17 protein-coding genes and 1 riboswitch are annotated in these 18869 nt (G+C 72.3%); of the genes, 12 read left to right on the forward strand and 5 right to left on the reverse strand.

The genetic code is table 11. The features are described from left to right. Positions 1-31 precede the first annotated feature (31 nt). Both ACIBQ8_RS14690 and ACIBQ8_RS14695 read left to right on the forward strand, forming a co-directional pair. Positions 32-379 (forward strand): luciferase family protein, encoded by a 348-nt coding sequence (locus ACIBQ8_RS14690; protein WP_397175789.1) that lies wholly within the window; start codon positions 32-34, stop codon positions 377-379. Positions 380-640: 261 nt separating this feature from the next. Beyond that, positions 641-778, forward strand: a riboswitch (cyclic di-AMP (ydaO/yuaA leader). 14 nt (positions 779-792) lie between these two features. Beyond that, on the forward strand, positions 793-1512 hold the full coding sequence (locus tag ACIBQ8_RS14695) for a CHAP domain-containing protein (protein WP_397175791.1): 720 nt from the start codon (positions 793-795) through the stop codon (positions 1510-1512). 51 nt (positions 1513-1563) lie between these two features. On the opposite strand, the gene ACIBQ8_RS14700 is transcribed toward ACIBQ8_RS14695, so the two are convergent. Next, positions 1564-2112, reverse strand: a complete 549-nt coding sequence (locus ACIBQ8_RS14700) for a TetR/AcrR family transcriptional regulator (RefSeq protein WP_397175793.1) — start codon at positions 2110-2112, stop codon at positions 1564-1566. Between the two features lie 91 nt (positions 2113-2203). Between ACIBQ8_RS14700 and ACIBQ8_RS14705 the strand changes: the two genes are divergently transcribed. The 9 genes from ACIBQ8_RS14705 to ACIBQ8_RS14745 all read left to right on the forward strand — a co-directional run bounded on the left by ACIBQ8_RS14705 (position 2204) and on the right by ACIBQ8_RS14745 (position 12467). Continuing rightward, positions 2204-2707 (forward strand): nuclear transport factor 2 family protein, encoded by a 504-nt coding sequence (locus ACIBQ8_RS14705; RefSeq protein WP_397192247.1) that lies wholly within the window; start codon positions 2204-2206, stop codon positions 2705-2707. Between the two features lie 10 nt (positions 2708-2717). Beyond that, positions 2718-3941, forward strand: coding sequence for a Tm-1-like ATP-binding domain-containing protein (locus ACIBQ8_RS14710; RefSeq protein WP_397192144.1), 1224 nt, complete (start codon positions 2718-2720; stop codon positions 3939-3941). Continuing rightward, positions 3941-4756 (forward strand): phosphoenolpyruvate hydrolase family protein, encoded by an 816-nt coding sequence (locus tag ACIBQ8_RS14715; RefSeq protein WP_397175796.1) that lies wholly within the window; start codon positions 3941-3943, stop codon positions 4754-4756. The genes ACIBQ8_RS14710 and ACIBQ8_RS14715 overlap by 1 nt, the downstream gene beginning before the upstream one ends. A gap of 16 nt (positions 4757-4772) precedes the next feature. After that, a complete protein-coding gene (locus tag ACIBQ8_RS14720) occupies positions 4773-5186 on the forward strand; it encodes a cupin domain-containing protein (protein WP_397175798.1) in 414 nt (137 codons plus the stop codon). Positions 5187-5367: 181 nt separating this feature from the next. Then, positions 5368-5871: a hypothetical protein gene (locus ACIBQ8_RS14725; RefSeq protein ID WP_397175799.1), complete on the forward strand. Its 504-nt coding sequence runs from the start codon at positions 5368-5370 to the stop codon at positions 5869-5871. Beyond that, positions 5871-7292, forward strand: a complete 1422-nt coding sequence (locus tag ACIBQ8_RS14730) for a hypothetical protein (RefSeq protein ID WP_397192145.1) — start codon at positions 5871-5873, stop codon at positions 7290-7292. The genes ACIBQ8_RS14725 and ACIBQ8_RS14730 overlap by 1 nt, the downstream gene beginning before the upstream one ends. Further along, complete coding sequence (locus ACIBQ8_RS14735; RefSeq protein WP_397175803.1) at positions 7289-8590, forward strand: VWA domain-containing protein; 1302 nt, start codon at positions 7289-7291, stop codon at positions 8588-8590. The genes ACIBQ8_RS14730 and ACIBQ8_RS14735 overlap by 4 nt, the downstream gene beginning before the upstream one ends. A 14-nt stretch (positions 8591-8604) precedes the next feature. Further along, positions 8605-9717, forward strand: a complete 1113-nt coding sequence (locus ACIBQ8_RS14740; protein ID WP_397175805.1) for an AAA family ATPase — start codon at positions 8605-8607, stop codon at positions 9715-9717. After that, positions 9714-12467: a DUF5682 family protein gene (locus ACIBQ8_RS14745; protein ID WP_397192146.1), complete on the forward strand. Its 2754-nt coding sequence runs from the start codon at positions 9714-9716 to the stop codon at positions 12465-12467. Before ACIBQ8_RS14740 ends, ACIBQ8_RS14745 begins: the two co-directional genes overlap by 4 nt. A 174-nt stretch (positions 12468-12641) precedes the next feature. Here the strand turns inward: ACIBQ8_RS14745 and ACIBQ8_RS14750 are convergent, their stop codons facing one another. From ACIBQ8_RS14750 to ACIBQ8_RS14765, 4 genes are all read right to left on the reverse strand, one after another. Then, positions 12642-13901, reverse strand: a complete 1260-nt coding sequence (locus tag ACIBQ8_RS14750; protein ID WP_397175808.1) for a lamin tail domain-containing protein — start codon at positions 13899-13901, stop codon at positions 12642-12644. 123 nt (positions 13902-14024) lie between these two features. Continuing rightward, a complete protein-coding gene (gene hpaE, locus ACIBQ8_RS14755) occupies positions 14025-15491 on the reverse strand; it encodes a 5-carboxymethyl-2-hydroxymuconate semialdehyde dehydrogenase (protein WP_397192147.1) in 1467 nt (488 codons plus the stop codon). Then, the gene (gene dapA, locus ACIBQ8_RS14760; RefSeq protein ID WP_397192148.1) at positions 15491-16402 is read right to left on the reverse strand and encodes a 4-hydroxy-tetrahydrodipicolinate synthase; all 912 of its coding nucleotides are present in this window, start codon (positions 16400-16402) and stop codon (positions 15491-15493) included. Before dapA ends, hpaE begins: the two co-directional genes overlap by 1 nt. Positions 16403-16422: 20 nt before the next feature. After that, complete coding sequence (locus ACIBQ8_RS14765; RefSeq protein ID WP_397192149.1) at positions 16423-17841, reverse strand: fumarylacetoacetate hydrolase family protein; 1419 nt, start codon at positions 17839-17841, stop codon at positions 16423-16425. 162 nt (positions 17842-18003) lie between these two features. Here ACIBQ8_RS14765 and hpaD point away from each other — a divergent pair, with 162 nt between their 5' ends. Beyond that, the gene (hpaD, locus tag ACIBQ8_RS14770; protein WP_397192150.1) at positions 18004-18864 is read left to right on the forward strand and encodes a 3,4-dihydroxyphenylacetate 2,3-dioxygenase; all 861 of its coding nucleotides are present in this window, start codon (positions 18004-18006) and stop codon (positions 18862-18864) included. The last annotated feature ends 5 nt before the right edge of the window (positions 18865-18869 follow it).

The raw sequence follows: 18869 nt of genomic DNA on the forward strand, positions 1-18869 counted from the left end.
GGCGGGCTGAGCCGTGGCTCAGCATGGGAGCGTGGCAGGAATCTCCGCCTGGCGGCGGACGCCCACGCGACGCGGGCCCTACGTGGCCCGCGCGGTCGCGGAGTTACGGTCCTGGCCGTCGCTGAACGTCAGCGGCACCGGTCAACAGGTCGCCTTCGCCGTACACGGAACCGAGATCCTGCGCCTGGCCGGCCGGGACGAGGTCCACCTGCGGCTCACCGCCCCCGCCATCGGCCGCCTGGAGCCGTATCTGCGGGCCTGCGACCAGGTTCACGCCTGCCGCGACCGCGCCTGGGTCGCCGTGCAGGTCGACGCCGAGCCGGATCTGGAATTGTTGCTGGCCCTCACCAGCGTGGCGATAAAGGCGCACGTGGCGTGAACCGATTCGCTGCGTAGCGTTTCTCCGACGCAGCGTCGAATTCATTGCCGCCATTTGCCTGGGAATTACTCGCCGGGTAGCTTGGTTGTACACAGCCGAACGGGGAGTCGTCCCAGGTAGGGATGGCATTGCCAGGGAATTACCCTAGCGGGACCCGTGTTGTACAGAATCGATGCGGGCAATCCCCGCATCCGGGCGTCGCGCAAATACCTTCAGGCCCTTTCCCGGGCCCGGGAAGACGATGCGTCAGCCCTTTGCCTGACCAAGAGACCGCTGAATCCGCCTGTGCGCGGAACCGGGGACCCATGTGTCCAATGGGGTGAATCGGCACCGTGGTGCCGTAGGGCAGCTTCCCGCCCGAACCCGTCAGCTAACCCGGCAAGCGGCACGGAAGCTCAAGGAGTAACACCCTCATGGCCAAGCACCGTCTTCACCGTGCCTTCAAGCTCGACCTCGCCAAGATCGCTCTCGGCGCGACCGCCGTCGCCGGCGTGCTCGGCACGCACGCGGCAGTGAACGCCGACACCACCCACGCCACCGCCCACACCGCCGCCCAGACCGCCAAGGTCGCCGGCGTGGCCGCGCAGCCGCACGTCGCGCAGAACCGCGCCGCCGACGAGAGCGCCAAGGGCAAGGTCAACGTCACCGCCGCCCAGGTGCTGGCCACGGCCCGCGCCCAGGTCGGCACGTCGGAGGACGCCAACGGCGGCGGCACCAAGTTCCAGAAGTGGTACGCCGACTCCCAGCGCGCCGCCGAGACCGCCGCGCGTGACGGCGGCAACCGCGCCATGTACCTGAACGCCCCCTGGTGCTCGATGTTCGTCTCCTGGGTCGGCGAGCAGACCGGCGCCCGCCCGCAGGTCGGCTGGGACGCCTACACCGTGACCCACGCCAAGTGGTTCGCCGCCAACCACCGCTGGGGCACCGAGGCCAAGCCGGGCGCCGTCGTCTTCTTCTCCTGGAGCGGCAGCAAGAGCCTGAGCGACATCCAGCACGTCGGCTTCGTCGTCAAGGACAACGGCGACGGCACGATCTCCACGATCGAGGGCAACACCGGCAACGGCAAGGTCGAGCAGCGCGTCCGCCCGACCTCCCAGGTCGTCGGCTACGGCTACCCGTCGTACGCCGCCTGATCCACCCTTGCGAAAGAGCGCATTCCCCGAGGGGAGTGCGCTCTTTCGCGTTCAGGGCCGCCGCTGCCGCTGGACCAGGGCCGCCGCGGCCTGCCCGGCCGAGCGGGCCGCGCCCGGCTCCTCGGAGATCATCGCGGTCACCGTGGCGCCGTCGATCAGGGTGAGCAACTGCTCGGCGAGCAGGCCGGGGTCCCCGGCTCCCGCCTCCTCGGCGAGCGAGCGCAGGTAGGCGCGCAGGCGCTCCTTGTGCTCGCGCACCGCCGTGCGGACGGCGGCCGAACCGGCGCCCAGCTCGGCGAAGGCGTTGGCGAACCCGCAGCCGCGGAAGTCGTCCTCGGCGAACCAGCGTTCCAGCCAGGCGAAGACCGCCGGGACGGGGTCGCCGGCGTCGGCCACGTACGCGGTGAGCGAGGCCATCCAGCGTTCGTCGCGCCGCCGCAGATAGGCCACGACCAGCGCCTCCTTCGACGGGAAGCACTGGTAGAGGCGCTTCAGCGAGAGGCCGGAGGCGGCCCGGATCTCGTCCATGCCGACCGCCTGCACGCCGCGGCGGTAGAACAGGTCGCCCGCGGCGTCCAGCAGCCGCTGCTCGTGATCCATGACACCCCTCCAGGTGCTTGCCGCGGAGAACGGTCGTTCTCTACGCTAGCGCACAACCCGGGAGAACGACCGTTCTCCCGATCGGAGAGGACTGCCCATGACCCGCCCGCCCGTGCCGCCGTTCACCGAGGAGACCGCCCGGATCAAGGTCCAGGCCGCCGAGGACGCCTGGAACACCCGCGACCCCGAACGCGTCGCGCTCGCGTACACCGAGGACTCGGTGTGGCGCAACCGCGGCGAGTTCGTCACCGGCCGCGCCGGGATCGCGGAGTTCCTGCGCCGCAAGTGGGCCCGCGAGCTGGACTACGCCCTGCGCAAGGAGCTGTGGGCGTTCACCGGCGACCGCATCGCCGTCCGCTTCCAGTACGAGTCCCGCGACGCCGCCGGCCAGTGGTGGCGCAGCTACGGCAACGAGCAGTGGGAGTTCGACGCGTCGGGGCTGATGCGCCGCCGGGAGGCCAGCGTCAACGACGTCGCCATCACCGAGGATGAACGCCGCATCTTCGGCTCCCGCCCGCCGTCCGAACACGGCGTGGACGTCCTCGGGATCCGCCGCGCGGAGATCGCCGGGGTAAGGTCGGAAGGCCGATCGTAGGAGGTCTGACATGGCGGTCTTGCTGCTGGGCACCCTCGACACCAAGGGGGAGGAGTACGCCCTCGTCCGCGACCTGATCATCCGGGCCGGCCAGGGCGTCGTCCTCATGGACACCGGCGTCATGGGCGCCCCGGCGCTGGCCGCCGACGTCCCCGCCGAGGCCGTGGCGCGGGCCGCGGGCACCACCCTCGACCGGCTCAGGAGCGCCGGCGACCGCGGCGCCGCGCTCGCCGCGATGGCCGCCGGGGCCACCGCCCTGGCCCAGGACCTGCACGCCCGCGGCGAGCTGAGCGGCGTGCTCGCGCTCGGCGGCAGCGGCGGCTCCTCCATCGCCGCCGCCGTCATGCGGGCGCTGCCCGTCGGCCTGCCCAAGCTGCTCGTCTCGACCATGGTCAGCGGCGACGTGTCGGCCTACGTCGGGGAGACCGACGTGACGCTCATGTACAGCGTCGTCGACGTCGCGGGCGTCAACTCCGTCTCCCGCCGCATCCTGACCAACGCCGCCGCCGCCGTCAGCGCGATGGCCGCCTCCCACGACGCCGGCGCCGAGCCGTCCGGTGAGGACAAACCGCTGGTCGCGGCCACGATGTTCGGCGTCACCACGCCCGCCGTCGACGCCGCGCGGGCCCGGCTGGAGTCCCTGGGCTACGAGGTGCTGGTCTTCCACGCCACCGGCTCGGGCGGACGGGCCATGGAGGCGCTGGCGGCCGGCGGCCACTTCGCCGGGGTGCTCGACCTGACCACCACCGAACTGGCCGACGAGCTCGTCGGCGGCGTGTTGTCGGCGGGCCCCGACCGCCTGACCGCCGCCGGGCGGGCCGGCATCCCGCAGGTCGTCAGCCTGGGGGCCGTCGACATGGTCAACTTCGGCCCGATGGAGACCGTGCCGGACCGGTTCAGGTCACGGCAGCTCCTGGTGCACAACCCGACGGTGACGCTCATGCGCACCACCCCCGCCGAGAACGCCGAGATCGGGCGGGCGATCGGCGAGCGGCTGGCCCGCGCGTCGGGGCCGGTCACGCTGTTCGTGCCGCGCGGCGGCGTCTCGGCCGTCGACGTCGAGGGCGGCCCGTTCCACGACCCGGCGGCCGACGCGGCCTGCTTCGACGCCGTGCTCGCGGCCGTCGCGGGCGGCGCCGTCGAGGTCGTGCAGAGCGACCAGGACATCAACAACGCGCAGTTCGCCGTGGCGGCCGCCGACCGGCTGCACCGGCTGATCGAGAAGGGGGCCTGATGCGTCGCGACGAGGCACTACGGAGGTTGCGCGCCGAGCGGGAGGCGGGCCGGCTGATCATCGGCGGCGGCGCGGGCACCGGGCTGTCGGCCAAGTCCGCCGAGGCGGGCGGGGTCGACCTGCTCATCATCTACAACTCCGGGCGGTTCCGGATGGCCGGCCGCGGCTCGCTCGCCGGCCTGATGCCCTACGGCGACGCCAACGCGATCGTCGTGGAGATGGCGGGGGAGGTCCTGCCGGTCGTCAAGGACACGCCGGTGCTGGCCGGGGTGTGCGGGACCGACCCGTTCCGGCTGATGCCGCGCTTCCTCGACGAGCTGAAGGACATGGGCTTCACCGGCGTCCAGAACTTCCCGACGGTCGGCCTGATCGACGGTGTCTTCCGGGCGAACCTGGAGGAGACCGGCATGGGCTTCGACCTGGAGGTGGAGATGATCAGGCTGGCCGCCGAGCGCGACCTGCTCACCGCCCCCTACGTGTTCACCCCCGAGCAGGCCACCGCCATGGCGCGGGCGGGCGCCGACGTCCTCGTCCCGCACATGGGCCTGACCACCAAGGGCAGCATCGGCGCCGTCACCGCGATCGGCCTCGACGAGGCGGCCGTGCGCATCCAGGAGATGCGCGACGCCGCCGTCGCCGTCAACCCCGACGTCATCGTGCTGTGCCACGGCGGTCCCATCGCCGAGCCCGACGACGTGCGTCACATCCAGCAGCGCACGGTCGGCGTCGCCGGGTTCTTCGGCGCGTCCTCGATGGAACGCCTGCCCGCCGAGCGGGCCATCGCCGAACAGGTCCGCGCCTTCAAGCAGCTCTGACCGGGAGGAACCCGCCATGCACCGACGACCGGACGCCCTGCCCACGATGATCTTCGACTGGGGGGCCATCAAATGGCACGTGACGCCCGACGCCGTGCCGGGCGCGTCCTCCACGTTCGGCGAGGTCGTCATCAACCCGAACAAGGGCCACGAACGCCACCTGCACCCCGACTCCGACGAGGTCCTCTACGTCATCGAGGGCGAGGGGCGGCAGACCGTCGGCGACGACCCGGAGTTCCCGGTCCGGGCCGGTGAGGCGATCTACATCCCGAAGGGCACGCTGCACTCCACCTTCAACACCGGCTGGCGGCCGCTGCGGATCATCGCGACGTACACGCCGGGCGGGGCCGAGCTGGCGCTGCGCGAGCTGCCCGGCTTCGTGGAGCTCGGCCCCGGCGACCACCCGACCTGGGCGGCCGCCACCTCCTGAGCGGCGCGGCCGTGCGCGGGGTTCGGGCCCGCGCACGGCCCGCGGCGTGCCCGGCCTCCATGTGAATGATCGTTCACGTCCGGTCTGTCGGTGGCCTCCGGTAGATTTCCGGGTCTGTTGATCAAGCCCATTCGGAGTTGGCTGTCGGCGCGAGCATGCCGTCAGACTGGAGGTCGAGACCTTGGACGCGGACGAAACCGCGTGGGAGCAGCGCAGCGTCGTGCGGGTGGTGCCGCCGGTCCAGCCGCGCAAGCTGGCGAAGGTGCCCTTCGTCGAGCTGGCTGACGGCAGGTTGCAGGGGGTCGTGTCGAGCGGGTCCGACATCGAGCGGGTCTACGTCTCCTCGATCGCCGCCGGCACCCACGACCTGAGCTGCAGCACCAACAACAACCGCCCGTGCGGCGCGCTGCACGGCTACGCGTGCAAACACATCCGCATGCTGGCCGACGAGGCCGTGCTCCAGTACGGCCTCGACCGGGTGGCCCGCTACCTGCGCGTCGAGGTGCCCGAGGGCGGCCACCTGATGAGCGTGCTGAACGGCACCCCCCAGCGCACCCCGGCGGCCGTGGTGTTCAGCCGGTTCCTGCGCCACCTGGCCTACCTGGAGGTGCCCGACAGCACCGAGCCGCTGGCCGAGCTCCACTGGTTCCCGGCGATGGGGCCGCAGACGGGAGAGGTGGGCTGATGCTCGACGTACAGCTCGGGGAGCTGGCCGGCGACGGGCCGGCCGGGGTCGAGGAGGCGCTCGCGCTCGCCACGGGGTTCGACGGCGCGCTCGGGCACGGGTTCGCCAGGGTCGCCGAGGAGCCCGCCGCGGCGCTGGCCGCGCTGGCCGGCGCGCTCGCGGGCTCCCCGCTCGGCGACCGGCTGGGCGAGGCGGTGGAGAAGGTGACCGCGGGGTCGGTCGCCGACGAGCACCTGGCGGCGCTGGCCGGCGGGCGGGCCGCGCTGTTCGGCGCGGTGCACGACGCCCTGCTCGCCCGCCTCGACCAGGCGCTGGGCCGCAGCCGCGCATCCTGGCCGCCGGCCGCCGCCACGGACGCCGCCACGGACGCCACAACAGGGGCGGCGTCCGTGGGCGGCGTGCCGGAGAACCTGCTGGCCGGGTGCCGGGTCTGGTTGCGGGAGCTGGCGATCACCGGCTGGCGGGGCGTCGACGACGACCTCGTCTCCGCCGCCGACCAGGCGATCGAGGCGCTGCTCGGGGTGCCCGAGCTGCGCGGGCTCGCCGTGCTGCTCGACGGGCTGGCGACCGAGCTGCGGGCCGCGTCCCCGGTGGCGACGATGGACCGGCTGCCGCTGCGGCGGTGGGCCGACCTGTGGACGCGCGGGCTGCTGCTCGCCCAGTCCGGGCCGTGGCACGGCGTGCCCGAGCCGGTGTCGGGGCGGCTGCTGATCCTCGGCGCCGACGTGCACGAGCACGCCACGGTCGTCCGGGTGCAGGTGCACGGCGTCCTGGAGGAGGCCGGGGGCCGGACGCGGCTGGTGCGCACCAGTGTCGCGGCGGCCAAGGTCGACACCATCGTGGGGCCGTCGGTGTGGCGGCTGTTCGGCGGGCGGCCCGTGCTCATGGGCGCGCTGGCCGGCCACCGGTCCGTGGAGATCGACGGCATGCCGCTGCTGCCCGGCGGCGACCTGCTCTGGCACGACGACCGCGCCCGCACCGGCGCCGAGGCCGACCCGTTCACCACCGCGCGGGTGCTGCTCGCGGGCGCGCCGGCCCCGGCCACGCCGCCGCTCGACCGCCACCCCGTGCGCATCGCCGAGCCGGTGCTGGTCGAGGGGTACACGGTCGACGGGCACACCCTCGACCTGGGCGGCAACAAGCTCGCCCTCGACCTCGACCGGCTCCCGGCGAGCTGCCCGCTCACGCCGGAGCTGGTGGCCGCGTCCTCGGCGTGCGTCGGGCTGGTGCGCCGCGACGGCGGCCGGTGGCTGCTGCAGCCGCTCGCCGTCCAGGCCACGGTCAAGAAGAAGCCGGTCACCGTGCACAACGGCGACTGGGCGAACGGCCCGACCGACCCCAAGGTCGTCAAGGCCGAGGCCAAGGCCGGCGACGTCGTCGCCGTGCTGCGCGAACGGGCAGGACGGCTGCTGCGCAAATGACCGACTCGACCACGAGCGCCGACGAGACCCGGCGCCAAGTGCTGTACTGGCGGCTCATGTCGCGGCTGTTCTCGGCCGACGAGCAGCCCGCGCTGGAGACGGCCAGCATGGGCATCGTCGGCGACCTGGAGCTGCCGCCCGCGCTGCTCGACCCCGGCGTCTCGGTGGACACGCTCGTCCAGCGCTTCCCCGAGCTGGGCGCCGAGCTCCAGGACCTGATGGCCGACAAGGAGCACGCGGAGGGCGGCGAGGTGCGCCGCGCCGCGCTGGTCTCCAAGCTGCTGCTCAACGTCTTCTCCACCGGCACGGGCGACGTCACGGCGGGCGACCTGGCCCGCTGGAAGCAGGACGCCGCCTGGTTCGAGAAGGGCATGGGCTGCGAGCCCGGCGGCCTGCGCAACGGGCCGGGCAACGAAGAGCTGGCCGCCGTGCTCGCCATGATCGAGGGCGGCCTGGTCAAGCGCATGCGGCTGCGCGAGGTGCTGGCCGACCCGGCCCTGGCCCGGCAGCTCACGCCCAGCATGTCGCTCATCGAGCAGCTGCTGCGCGACAAGTCCAACCTGTCCGGCGTCGCCCTGGCCAACGCCAAGGCGCTCATCCGCAGGTTCGTCGACGAGGTCGCGGAGGTGCTGCGCACGCAGGTGGAGAAGACCAGCGTGGGCGTCATCGACCGGTCGGTGCCGCCGAAGCGGGTCTTCCGCAACCTCGACATCGAGCGCACGATCTGGAAGAACCTCACCAACTGGAGCCCCGAAGACCAGCGGCTCTACGTCGACCGGCTCTACTACCGGCAGACGGCCCGCCGCACCACGCCGGCCCGGCTCATCGTGGTCGTCGACCAGTCGGGCTCGATGGTCGACGCGATGGTCAACTGCACCATCCTGGCCTCGATCTTCGCCGGCCTGCCCAAGGTCGACGTGCACCTCGTCGCGTACGACACCCGCGCGCTCGACCTGACGCCCTGGGTGCACGACCCGTTCGAGGTGCTGCTGCGCACGACGCTCGGCGGTGGCACCGACGGCACGGCCGCGATGGCCCTGGCCAGGCCGAAGATCGCCGATCCGCGCAACACCGTGATGGTGTGGATCTCCGACTTCTACGACAACCGCTCGCTGATCAACGACTTCGGGTCGATCCACCGCTCGGGGGTCAAGTTCATCCCCGTCGGCTCGGTCAACAGCTCCGGCCACCAGAGCGTCGACCCGTGGTACCGCCAGAAACTCAAGGACCTGGGCACCCCCGTGCTCTCCGGCCACGTCCGCAAGCTCGTCTTCGAGCTCAAGAACTTCCTCACCTAGGAGAACCCCCGACCATGAGTGACATGCTGCGCGCCCCCGCAGAGGCGAAGTACGCCGAAGAGCTCGACTGGCTGGAGTCGGTCGACGACGGCCCCAAGCCGTTCTCGTGGCGGCTCAGCCCGCGCATGATCCGCATCTTCATCCTCGGCTCCGAGCGCTCCGACGGGCTCGACCGCGAGATCCCGCAGAAGTGGTTCGGTGACCGCAGCTTCGTCGAGCGCAGCATCGTGACGCTGGCCTCCGACCGCGGCCTGCTGCTGATCGGCGATCCGGGCACGGGCAAGAGCTGGCTGGCCGAGCTGCTGGCCGCGGCGATCTGCCGCAACTCCACGCTGGTCGTGCAGGGCACCGCGGGCACCACCGAAGACCACATCAAATACTCGTGGAACGTCTCGATGGTCATCGCCAAGGGCCAGTCGCGCGAGTCGATGATCCCCTCGCCGATCATGAACGCCATGGAGCAGGGCGTGATCGGCCGCTTCGAGGAGCTGACCCGCTCGACCAGCGACGTCCAGGACGCGCTGATCTCCATCCTGTCGGAGAAGTACGTCTCCATCCCCGAGCTCGACGACGACAACATCGTCTTCGCCCAGCCCGGCTTCTCGATCATCGCCACCGCCAACAGCCGCGACCGGGGCGTCAACGACCTGTCCTCCGCGCTCAAGCGCCGCTTCAACTTCGTCCGCATCCCGGTGGTGACGAACAAGAAGAGCGAGGCGGAGATCGTCCGGTTCCGTACCGAGGAGCTGCTGCGCCGGCACCAGATCGAGCTCGACCTGCCGCCCACGCTGCTGGACATCCTGCTGCAGAGCTTCGCCGACCTGCGGGCCGCGGCCGCCTCGGCGACCAGCGACGACGAGAAGCTGGAGTCCGCGCTGTCCACGGCCGAGCAGATCGGCGTGCTGGAGGACGCCATCCTGCACAGCCACTTCTTCGGCGACCGCACGCTGCGCCCCGAGACGCTGGCCGGCTCGCTGGTCGGCTCGCTGGCCCGGCGCAGCCCGGAGGACCTGGCCATCCTCAACAAGTACTGGCACGGTGTGGTCGAGCCGCGCAGCAAGAAGGACGGCGGCCCGTGGCAGGACTTCCTCGAGGGCGGCCGCCAGGCCATCTCCACCCTGTCATGAGCCTCTTCCAACCGCTGAAGGATCAGCTCAGCGAGGCCGCCTCGGCGTTCGCGGGCGACGGCGCGGTCTCGTCCATCCTCACCGGCATGGTCGAGGACGTCGACCGGGCGCTGCGCGAGGAGCTGGAGATCTTCCCGGTCTGCCACCATTCGCCCGCCTCGGCGCTGGCCATGGTGCGCCGCCTGCGGGAGAAGCAGCCCAAGGTCATCTACCTGGAACTCTGCGAGGACCTGGCGCCGCTGCTGACCGAGCTGCGCAACTGCCGCCTGCCGGTGGCGCTCCAGGCGTTCGCGACCGACCTCGACGGCTTCCCCAAGGGTTCGGGGCCGCTGAGCGTGGTGGCCCCGATCACCGAGGCGTCGGCCGAGTACCAGGCCATCTCGTACGCGCTGGAGACCCCGGACGTCGAGCTGGTGCTGGTCGACCGCTCGGCCGACCACGTCTTCCAGTGGCTGCCGCGCGAGGGGGAGGAGCCGGCGAAACCGGGTGAGGAGGCCGGCCTGCACGGCGACGCCGTCGGCGTGGAGATCGGCGACCTGCGCCCCCGCTTCGCCGAGCTGGAGGAGCACCTGCTCCACCACGGCAAGGTCCGCCACTGGTCGGAATGGTGGGACCAGTACGTCGAGCAGCCGCTCTCCGGCGCCGACTACGACACCTACCGCCAGGTCATGGTCCTCATCGGCAGCCTGTTCCGCCGGTTGCGCCCCGACGACGACCGGCTGGCCGGCGACGAGGAGCGCGAGCGCTACATGTGGACCAGGATGCGCGAGCACCTGTCCGCCTCGGGCGCCGACCCGGCCGACTGCCTCTACGTCTGCGGCGCCTTCCACGCCGCCAGCCGCGTCGAGCAGTTCGGGCTGGCCGCCACGGCCCCGTACGAGATCGCCCCCCGCACCGCGACCCGCTGGCTGTACGGGCTGATCCCCTCCAGCCACTCGGCCATCGAGGCGCAGTTCGGGCTGGCCTCGGGGTCGGTGTCGATCGCCGCCGCCACCTGGGCCAAGGCGGTGACGCGCGGCAAGCTGACGCCGTTCCAGCTCAGCGGGCAGAAGGGGGCCAGGAAACGGCCGGTCAAGCTGCCCGCGCCCGCCGCGCCGGCGCAGGTCGCCGACCGGCTGACCGGGTTCCTGTCCAGGCCGCCGACGCTCGACGCGCTCGACGAGGCCGAGCTGCTGGGCTGGAGCGTCGACATCGTCCGGCTGGCCCGGCGCAACGGCTACCTCGCCAGCACCGCCGACGCCATCGCGGTGTTCGAGACGTCGATCCTGCTGGCCGGCATGCGCAACCGGGCCAGGCCCACGCCGTACGACTTCCAGGACGCGGCGGTCACCTGCATCGAGAAGGACGTCGTGCCGGGCCGGCGCGACGTGCGGCGCCTGTGCGAGATCCTGCTCGGCGGCGACCGCATCGGCTCGGTCGGCTACGACGCGCTGCCGCCGCTGGCCCAGAACGTCTACGACCGGCTGCGGCCGCTCGGCGTCGACTTCGACAAGCGCACGATCCAGCGCGCGCTGCTCGACCTGCACGCCGACCCCGAGCTGCGGCCCTGCTCCGACCTGCTGTGGATGCTGCGCTACGTGCTGCCCGCCGACGCGGCCCGGCCGATCATGGGCGAGCGCAAGCTCGGCGAGCGGGCCATCCAGGAGAGCTGGGACCTCGCGCTCGGCCGCAACCAGCGGGCCATCATCGAGCTCGGCTACGAGGGCGTCACCATCGAGCAGGTGGTCGAGCAGCGGCTGCGGCGCGCGGTCCGGGAGCCCGACGCCACCGCCGCCGTGGCCCTGGCCGCCGTCGAGGACGCCATCCTCTACCTGGGCGGCGGGCGCGTCGCCGACGAGCTGGGCGCGCGGGCGGTGGAGTTGCTGGCCGGCGAGCGCGGCGTCGACGACGCGCCCGACGTGCTGCGCCGCATCCGCCGCCTGCTGGCCTACTACCGCACCGCCGAACCCACGCTGCCGGCGTGGTGCGAGGCGTTCGTGACCGAGGGGTACGCGCACTACTGCACCCTGCTCCCGACCGCGTTCGTCGAGGACGACACCGGGGTGCGGCAGGTGTCGGCGATGCTCGGGTTCCTGTTCACGATGGAGGGGCTGGCGCTGGCGCTCGGGTGCGACCGGGCGCAGCTGGAGATCGCGGTGCGGCAGTCGCATCCGGAGGCGCCGGCCAAGGTGGCGCTGCTGTGGGCCGCCCAGCACCTATTGGGGCTGCTGCCGCTGGCCGAGCTGCGGTCGCGGTGCGACGAGCTGCTCGGCAACCCGCTGGTCATCCCGTCGTTCCCGCAGTACATCACCGGGTTCGTGCAGGCGATGGAGCCGGCTCCGGCGCTGTCCGGGTTCGTGGTGGAGGTGATCTCCAAGGCGTTCGGACGGCTGCCCGACCAGGTGCTGCTGCCGTGGCTGCCGAAGCTGATCACGACGCTGCGCGACCAGGCGGGCGAGCTGATGCCGGTCCTCGTCCGGGAGGCCGGGCGCACGTTCCCCGGCAGCCTGACGGCGGTCGACGCCTGGACGCCGCCGTGGGCCCGGACGGCGGCGGCCGTGCCGAAGGCGGCCCCCGCGGTCGCGTCCGGGCCGGTCGCCGAGCTGCTGGCGGGGCATCCGGCGGCGTGCGACGCGGTGGCGGGGCTGCTGGGCTGCGAGGGCGGCTGGCAAGAGCCCTCCGCCGTCGGCGGGCCCCGGCACCGCGAGGTCGAGACCCTTCTCACCGACCACCCGGCCACCGCCGCCGCCCTGGCAACCCTCCTCACCTGACCACCCCCTCACCCCGAGCGCCGTAACGCCGGTGCTCGGGGTGGAGGCAGCGGCCCCGAGCGTCGTAACGCCGGTGCTCGGGGTGGAGGCAGCGGCCCCGAGCACCGCAAGGCCGGTGCTCGGGGCGGGGGTCAGCGGCCCCGAGCACCGCAAGGCCGGTGCTCGGGGCGGGGGTCAGCGGCCGAAGCAGATGGTGTGGCCGGGGTGGACGTGGTCGGGCTTGTAGGCAGCCTGGTCGATCGTGACGCCCTCGGGGGAGACGAGCAGGATGGTCTCGCCCTGGTTGCGGAGCTGTACCCGGCCGTCGAGCACGACCTGCAGCACGCCCCCGCCCGCGAGCACCCCCGTCAGCTCCATGCGCCCGCCCCCCGAGTCCGCCAGCGCCCACCCGCCGAGGTCCACGGACCGGCCGGTGACGTTGAGGAGGGTGACCGTCTCGTGCCCCCGGTCGGCCCCCACCGGGTCGGGCAGCGCGGCCACGATCAGCACGTCCCCGGTGGACGGCGGGCGGGCGAGGACGGGCGCGCCGGGCGGCGCCGGGTCGGGGCTGATGACGAAGTCCTCGGGCCAGGCCGTGAGCTGGATCTGGGTGCCCGAGGCCCGGATCACGTCGTGCAGGTTGCCGTGTTCGAGCCGGTCCAGCAGGAACACCGCGTCGTCCCGGTTGACGGGGTCGGCCCGCAGCCAGGCGTCGAAGCCGTCGAGGTTCGCCGCCCCGGTCGCCAGGTAGGGCACCAGCCGGCGGAACAGCTTCGGCCACATGACGAGCCGGGTGAGCGCCTCCAGCGAGCCGACCTCGGCCGGCCCGTCGGGGTCGGCGGCCGAGCGCGGCCAGATGCCGGTGGCCGCCGCCTCCGTCCTGGCCGTGCGCGACACGCCGGCCAGGTGCGTGCGCAGCGTCGCGGGCAGCGTGGCGTAGAAGGCCGGGTACGTCAGCCCGGCGGCCAGCAGCTTGGCGTTCGCCGACGTGTCCACCAGCGCCTCGTCGAGGAACACGGCCTGCCCGTCGGGCCCGGGGTGCTCGCCGGTGAACACGAAGCCGATCAGCCGGCCGTTGGCGTCGATGCCGTTGCTGAGGACGTGCCCGCGCAGCTCGTCCTGGTCGGCCGACTGGACCTTGTTGGGCAGGTCGTCGAAGAAGCGCACGTTCGTGAAGCCGAGCAGCCGCAGCAGCTCGTCGCGGGCGGCGTTCGCGCCGGTCAGCTCCTGGTGGGTGTCCTGGAAGTGGGTCTCCAGGGCGTCGACGGCCTCCAGGCGGACGGAGATGCCGCGCGCGCCGAGCTCGGGCGGCCGTCCGGACGGCCGGGCCAGCGCCTCGACCAGCGCGGGCGTGTCCGGCCTGAACTTGATCGTGTCGCCGTCGGGTTCGGGGCCCTGCCGGGGAAGGTCGGGGTAACGGATGACGAAGCTGCCGCGCAAAAGTGTGTAGCTCATTGGGTTCCCCCCCAAAGATGGCCATCACCGCCGTATCGGCCACCGGGAGCGTAACTCCGCGCGCTTCCCGGCGTCCACGTCCCACGCCGGGCCGGGGAGCGGCCCGGCGCGGGACGTGCCGGCTCAGGCGGCTCCGAACCGGGGGATCGGCAGGTCCTCGGTGGCCAGGTGCACGATGTGCGACTCGGTGTAGACGTCGATGCTGTGCCGGCCGCCCTCCCGGCCCACGCCGCTGGCCTTGACCCCGCCGAACGGCGTGCGCAGGTCGCGCACGTTCTGGGAGTTGACCCACACCATGCCCGCCTCGATCGACTGGGCCAGCCGGTGCGTCCGGCGCAGGTCGTTGGTCCACAGGTACGCCGCCAGGCCGTACCGGGTCGCGTTGGCCAGCTCCACCGCCTCCGTCTCGGTGGAGAAGGGCGTCACGCAGACGACCGGTCCGAAGATCTCCTCCTGGAAGATCCGCATGTGCGGGGCCACGTCGGCGAACACCGTCGCGGCCAGGAAGTTGCCCGCCGTCAGGTGCTCGGGCCGGGAGCCGCCGGCGACCAGGCGGGCGCCCTCGCGCGAGCCGAGCTCGACGTACTCCATGACCCGCTCGTAGTGCTCGGGGTGGATGAGCGCGCCCAGCTCGGTGGCGGGGTCGCCGGGCGCGCCGACGCGGACCCGCGCGGCCCGCCCGGCCAGCCTGGTCACGAACTCCTCGTACACGGTGTCCTGGACGAGGATCCGCGAGCTGGCCGTGCAGCGCTCGCCGTTCAGCGAGAACACGCCGAAGACGGCCGCGTCGAGCGCCCGGTCCAGGTCGGCGTCGTCGAAGACGAGCAGCGGCGACTTGCCGCCCAGCTCCATCGACAGCGTCTTCAGCGACGACGCGGCGTTGCGCATGATGGTCTGCCCGGTGCCGCTCTCGCCGGTGAAGGAGATCACCGGCACGTCGGGGTGGGCCACCAGCGCCGCGCCCGCGTCCTCGCCGATGCCGTGGACCAGGTTGAACACGCCCTCGGGCAGCCCGGCCTCCTCCATGATCTCCGGCAGCAGGCTCGCCGAGGCGGGGGACCACTCGGCCGGCTTGAGCACCACCGGGCAGCCGGCCGCCAGCGCCGGGGCCAGCTTCCAGGTCTCCAGCATGAACGGCGTGTTCCACGGCGTGATCAGCCCGGCCACGCCGACCGGCTTGCGCACGACGTAGTTGAGCTGCGCGGAGCCGACGCGGTAGACGTCCTCGCCCATGGTGGTGATCACGTCGGCGAAGAAGCGGAAATTGTGCGCCGCGCGGCGGGCCTGGCCGCGGGCCTGGGTGATCGGCAGGCCGGTGTCCCGGCACTCCAGCGCGGCGATCTCGTCGTCCCTGGACTCGATGGCCGCCGCGATCGCGCGCAGCGTACCGGCCCGCTGCTCGGCGGGCATCGTGCTCCACGGGCCGTCGGTGAACGCCTTCTGGGCGGCGGCGACGGCCGCGTCCACGTCGGCCGCGCCGCCCGCGGCCACCTCCAGGTACGGCTCGTTCGTGGTCGGGTCGAGCGCGGTGAAGGTCGCACCGGACTGGCTCGGGACGTGCCGGCCGCCGATGTAGTGCTCCAGTTTCATCAGGCGACTCCCTCGCTCTGTGCCAGTAGTTCGTTGATCCGGGCGATGCCGGGCTCGGTGGGGGTGATCAGGGGGGCTCGTACGTGGCCGGAGGCGATCAGGCCGCGCTGTTCCAGCACCCACTTGGCGGGAGCCGGGTTCGTCTCCACGAACAGCAGCTCGACCAGCGGGTGCAGCGAGTAGTGCAGCTCCAGCGCGGTCGCGTGGTCGCCCGCGGTGTACGCCTCGTACATGCGGGCCACGGTCTTCGGCGCCAGGTTGGCCGCCGCGCTGACGAAGCCGACGCCGCCGATGGCCAGCAGCGGCAGGCAGAGCAGCTCGATGCCGGACCACATGAGGAAGTCGCGCCCGCACAGGTTGAGCACGTGCGAGAAGTGCTCGAAGTCCTTGGTGGTCTCCTTGATGCCGACGACGTTGTCGTGGTCGCGGCGCAGCCTGGCCACGGTCGCGGGGGCGATGTCGACGGCGGTGCGCGAGGGCACGTTGTAGATCACGATCGGCAGCGCGGGGAACTCGGCGGCGACCGTGGCGTACCAGCGGTAGAGGGCTTCCTGGGTGGGACGGGCGTAGTAGGGCGTGATGACCAGGGCGGCGTCGGCGCCCAGGCGCTCGGCCTCGGCGGTCAGCCGCAGGGTCTCGTCGAGCTTGGCCGAGCCGGTGCCGGGCAGGAACGGCACCCGGTCGGCGGTCTCCTCGGCCACCACGGCCATCGCCGCGACGCGCTCCTCGACGGACTGGGCGCCGGGCTCGCCGGTGGACCCGCCGGTCGAGATGCCGTGCGAGCCCTGGTCGAGCTGCCAGCGCACCAGCGAGCGCAACGAGTCCAGGTCCAGCGACCCGTCGGCGGCGAACGGCGTCACCACGGGGGCGATGGATCCGCGGATGGTCGACGGATCCGAGCGGAACTTCATGGGTTCTCCTTCTTGGGGGGTCAGCGCTGCTGCTCGTACGCCTCGCGCCAGGCGCCCTTCAGCGGGTAGAGGCCGTCGATCGAGGCTCCCTCGGCGACGCGATCGAGGATGAAACGCTCCTCGTCCTCCTGCCGGACGGCGTCCCGGGCGACCTCGGCGACCAGCGCGGGCGGGATGACGACGACCCCTTCCGCGTCGCCCACCAGCACGTCGCCAGGGCACACCAGCACGCCGCCGCAGTCCACCGGCACCTGCGAGTCCATCGGGACGTGGCGGCGGCCGAGCACGGCGGCGTGCGCGGCGCCGTAGTAGGAGGGCAGGTCGAGCGAGGCGAAGGAGGGGCTGTCGCGCAGCCCGCCGTCGGTGACGACGCCGGCCGCGCCGCGGCGCAGGGCGCGCATGGCCAGGATGTCGCCCAGCGTGCCCGCGCCGTGCTCGCCGCGGGCGGAGATGACCAGCACCTCGCCCGGCTGGAGCTCCTCGACGGTCCGCTTCTGCGCGTTCATGCCGCCGCCGCGCTCGGCGAAGACGTCCTCGCGCAGCGGCAGGTAGCGCAGGGTGCGTGCGACGCCGACCATGCGCAGGTCGGGACGGGCGGGGCGGACGCCCTCGATGAAGTGGTGGTCGATGCCGCGCGCGCGGAGCTGGGAGGAGAGCGTCGCGGTGGAGACCGAGCGCAGCGCGGCGACGACCTCCTGGGTCAGGGGGCCAGGATCAGGGGCGGAGTCGGGGGCGGGATGGGCGGCGCCGTACGCGGCGGCCCTGGTCGCCTCGGTGACCTGGGGCTGGACGCCGTACGCCGTGGGTGGCTCCTGGCCGGCGACGACCTCGTTGCGCAGCCGGGCCGTGCCCTCCAGCTCGACCTCCACCACGTCGCCGGGCCTCACGACGGTCGAGCCCGCCGGGGTGCCGGCCAGGATCAGGTCGCCGGGCTCCAGCGTCATGTACCGGGACAGGTCGGCGACGAGCAGGTCGAAGCCGAACAGCAGCTCGTCGGTGCACGCCTCCTGGACGAGCTCGCCGTTGACGTACGTGCGCAGCCACAACCGTCCGGGGTCGGCGCCGGTGAGCAGTTCGGAGCCGACCGGCGTGAACCCGTCCTGGCCTTTGGCCCGCAGGTTGGAGCCGAGGTCGGCGTGCTTGAAGTCGTAGACGCCGAAGTCGTCGGCCGCCACGTACCCGGCCACGTGCTCCAGCGCACGCTCGGGGGAGACGCGATGGGCGCGGCTGCCGATGAGGATGCCGATCTCGCCCTCGAACGCCAGCAGCTCGCACCCCTCGGGACGCACCACGGGCCGTCCGGACCACGACAGGGACGTCGGCGGCTTGAGGAAGTAGGAGGGGACGGCAGGGACGCGACCGCGCTCGGCGGCGCGGCTGCGGTAGTTCAGATGGACCGCGACGATCTTCCCTGGTGACAGGCCGAGAGGGTGTCCCACCTCGTCTCCTTCCAAATCATATACGACATCATTTATGTTATGGCATGTGGAACAATATCGACATACCCCCTCAGATGCCTACATGATGCTCATCACGTCATCAGTGGAGAGGAGAGTGCGGATGATGGTTCAGACCGCCCAAGCAGGCCGGGGAGTGGCGTGATGGGTGAGATCGTGCTGGCCGCCAAGATCACGCACGTGCCGTCGATCTGGCTGTCGATCCAGCCCGGCAAACACTTCGGCATCCGCCGGCCCGCGGAGCTCGCCCTGACCGAGGTCGGCAGGCGGGCCCGCGAGCGCGGCGCGGACACGTTCCTGATCGCCGACACCCATTGGATGAACAGCATCGGCTTCCACCTCAACGGCAAGCCGCGCCACCGGGCCACGTACGTCAGCCATGAGTTGCCGCACTTCATCCACGACCTCGCCTACGACTACGCGGGCGATCCCGAGCTGGCCGAGCTGATCCGCGAGGAGATCGTCGCGGGCGGCCAGAAGGCCCGCGTGCACACCTACCAGGACCTGGGCCTGGAGTACGCCACACTCGTGCCGATGTACTTCATGAACCAGGACACCGACATCCGGGTCCTGCCCATCGGCTGCAACATCTACTCGACCGTCGAGGAGAACCGGCGGATCGGCGAGGCGCTGCTGCGGGCCGTACGCCGCAGCGACAGGAAGGTGGCCTTCCTGGCCAGCGGGTCGCTCTCGCACGCCTTCCCGCCCAACGAGATCGCCGAGTCGCTGCTCGACGACGTGAGCAGCGAGCTGAACCGCAAGGTCGACCACGCGGTGCTGGAGATGTGGGACGAAGGACGCATCCCGGAATTCCTCGACATGCTGCCCGACTACAACGAGCGCTGCACCGGCGAGGGCGCGATGGCCGACACCGCCATGCTGTTCGGGCTGCTCGGCTGGCGCGAGTACACCGGGCGCGGCGAGCAGCTCTGCCCGTACTTCGGCAGCAGCGGCACCGGCCAGGTGGTCGTCGACTTCCCCGTACCCGCGTACCACACGAGATGAAGGAG

It is taken from the genome of Nonomuraea sp. NPDC049646 (genome assembly GCF_044465525.1).
GTDB lineage: Bacteria > Actinomycetota > Actinomycetes > Streptosporangiales > Streptosporangiaceae > Nonomuraea.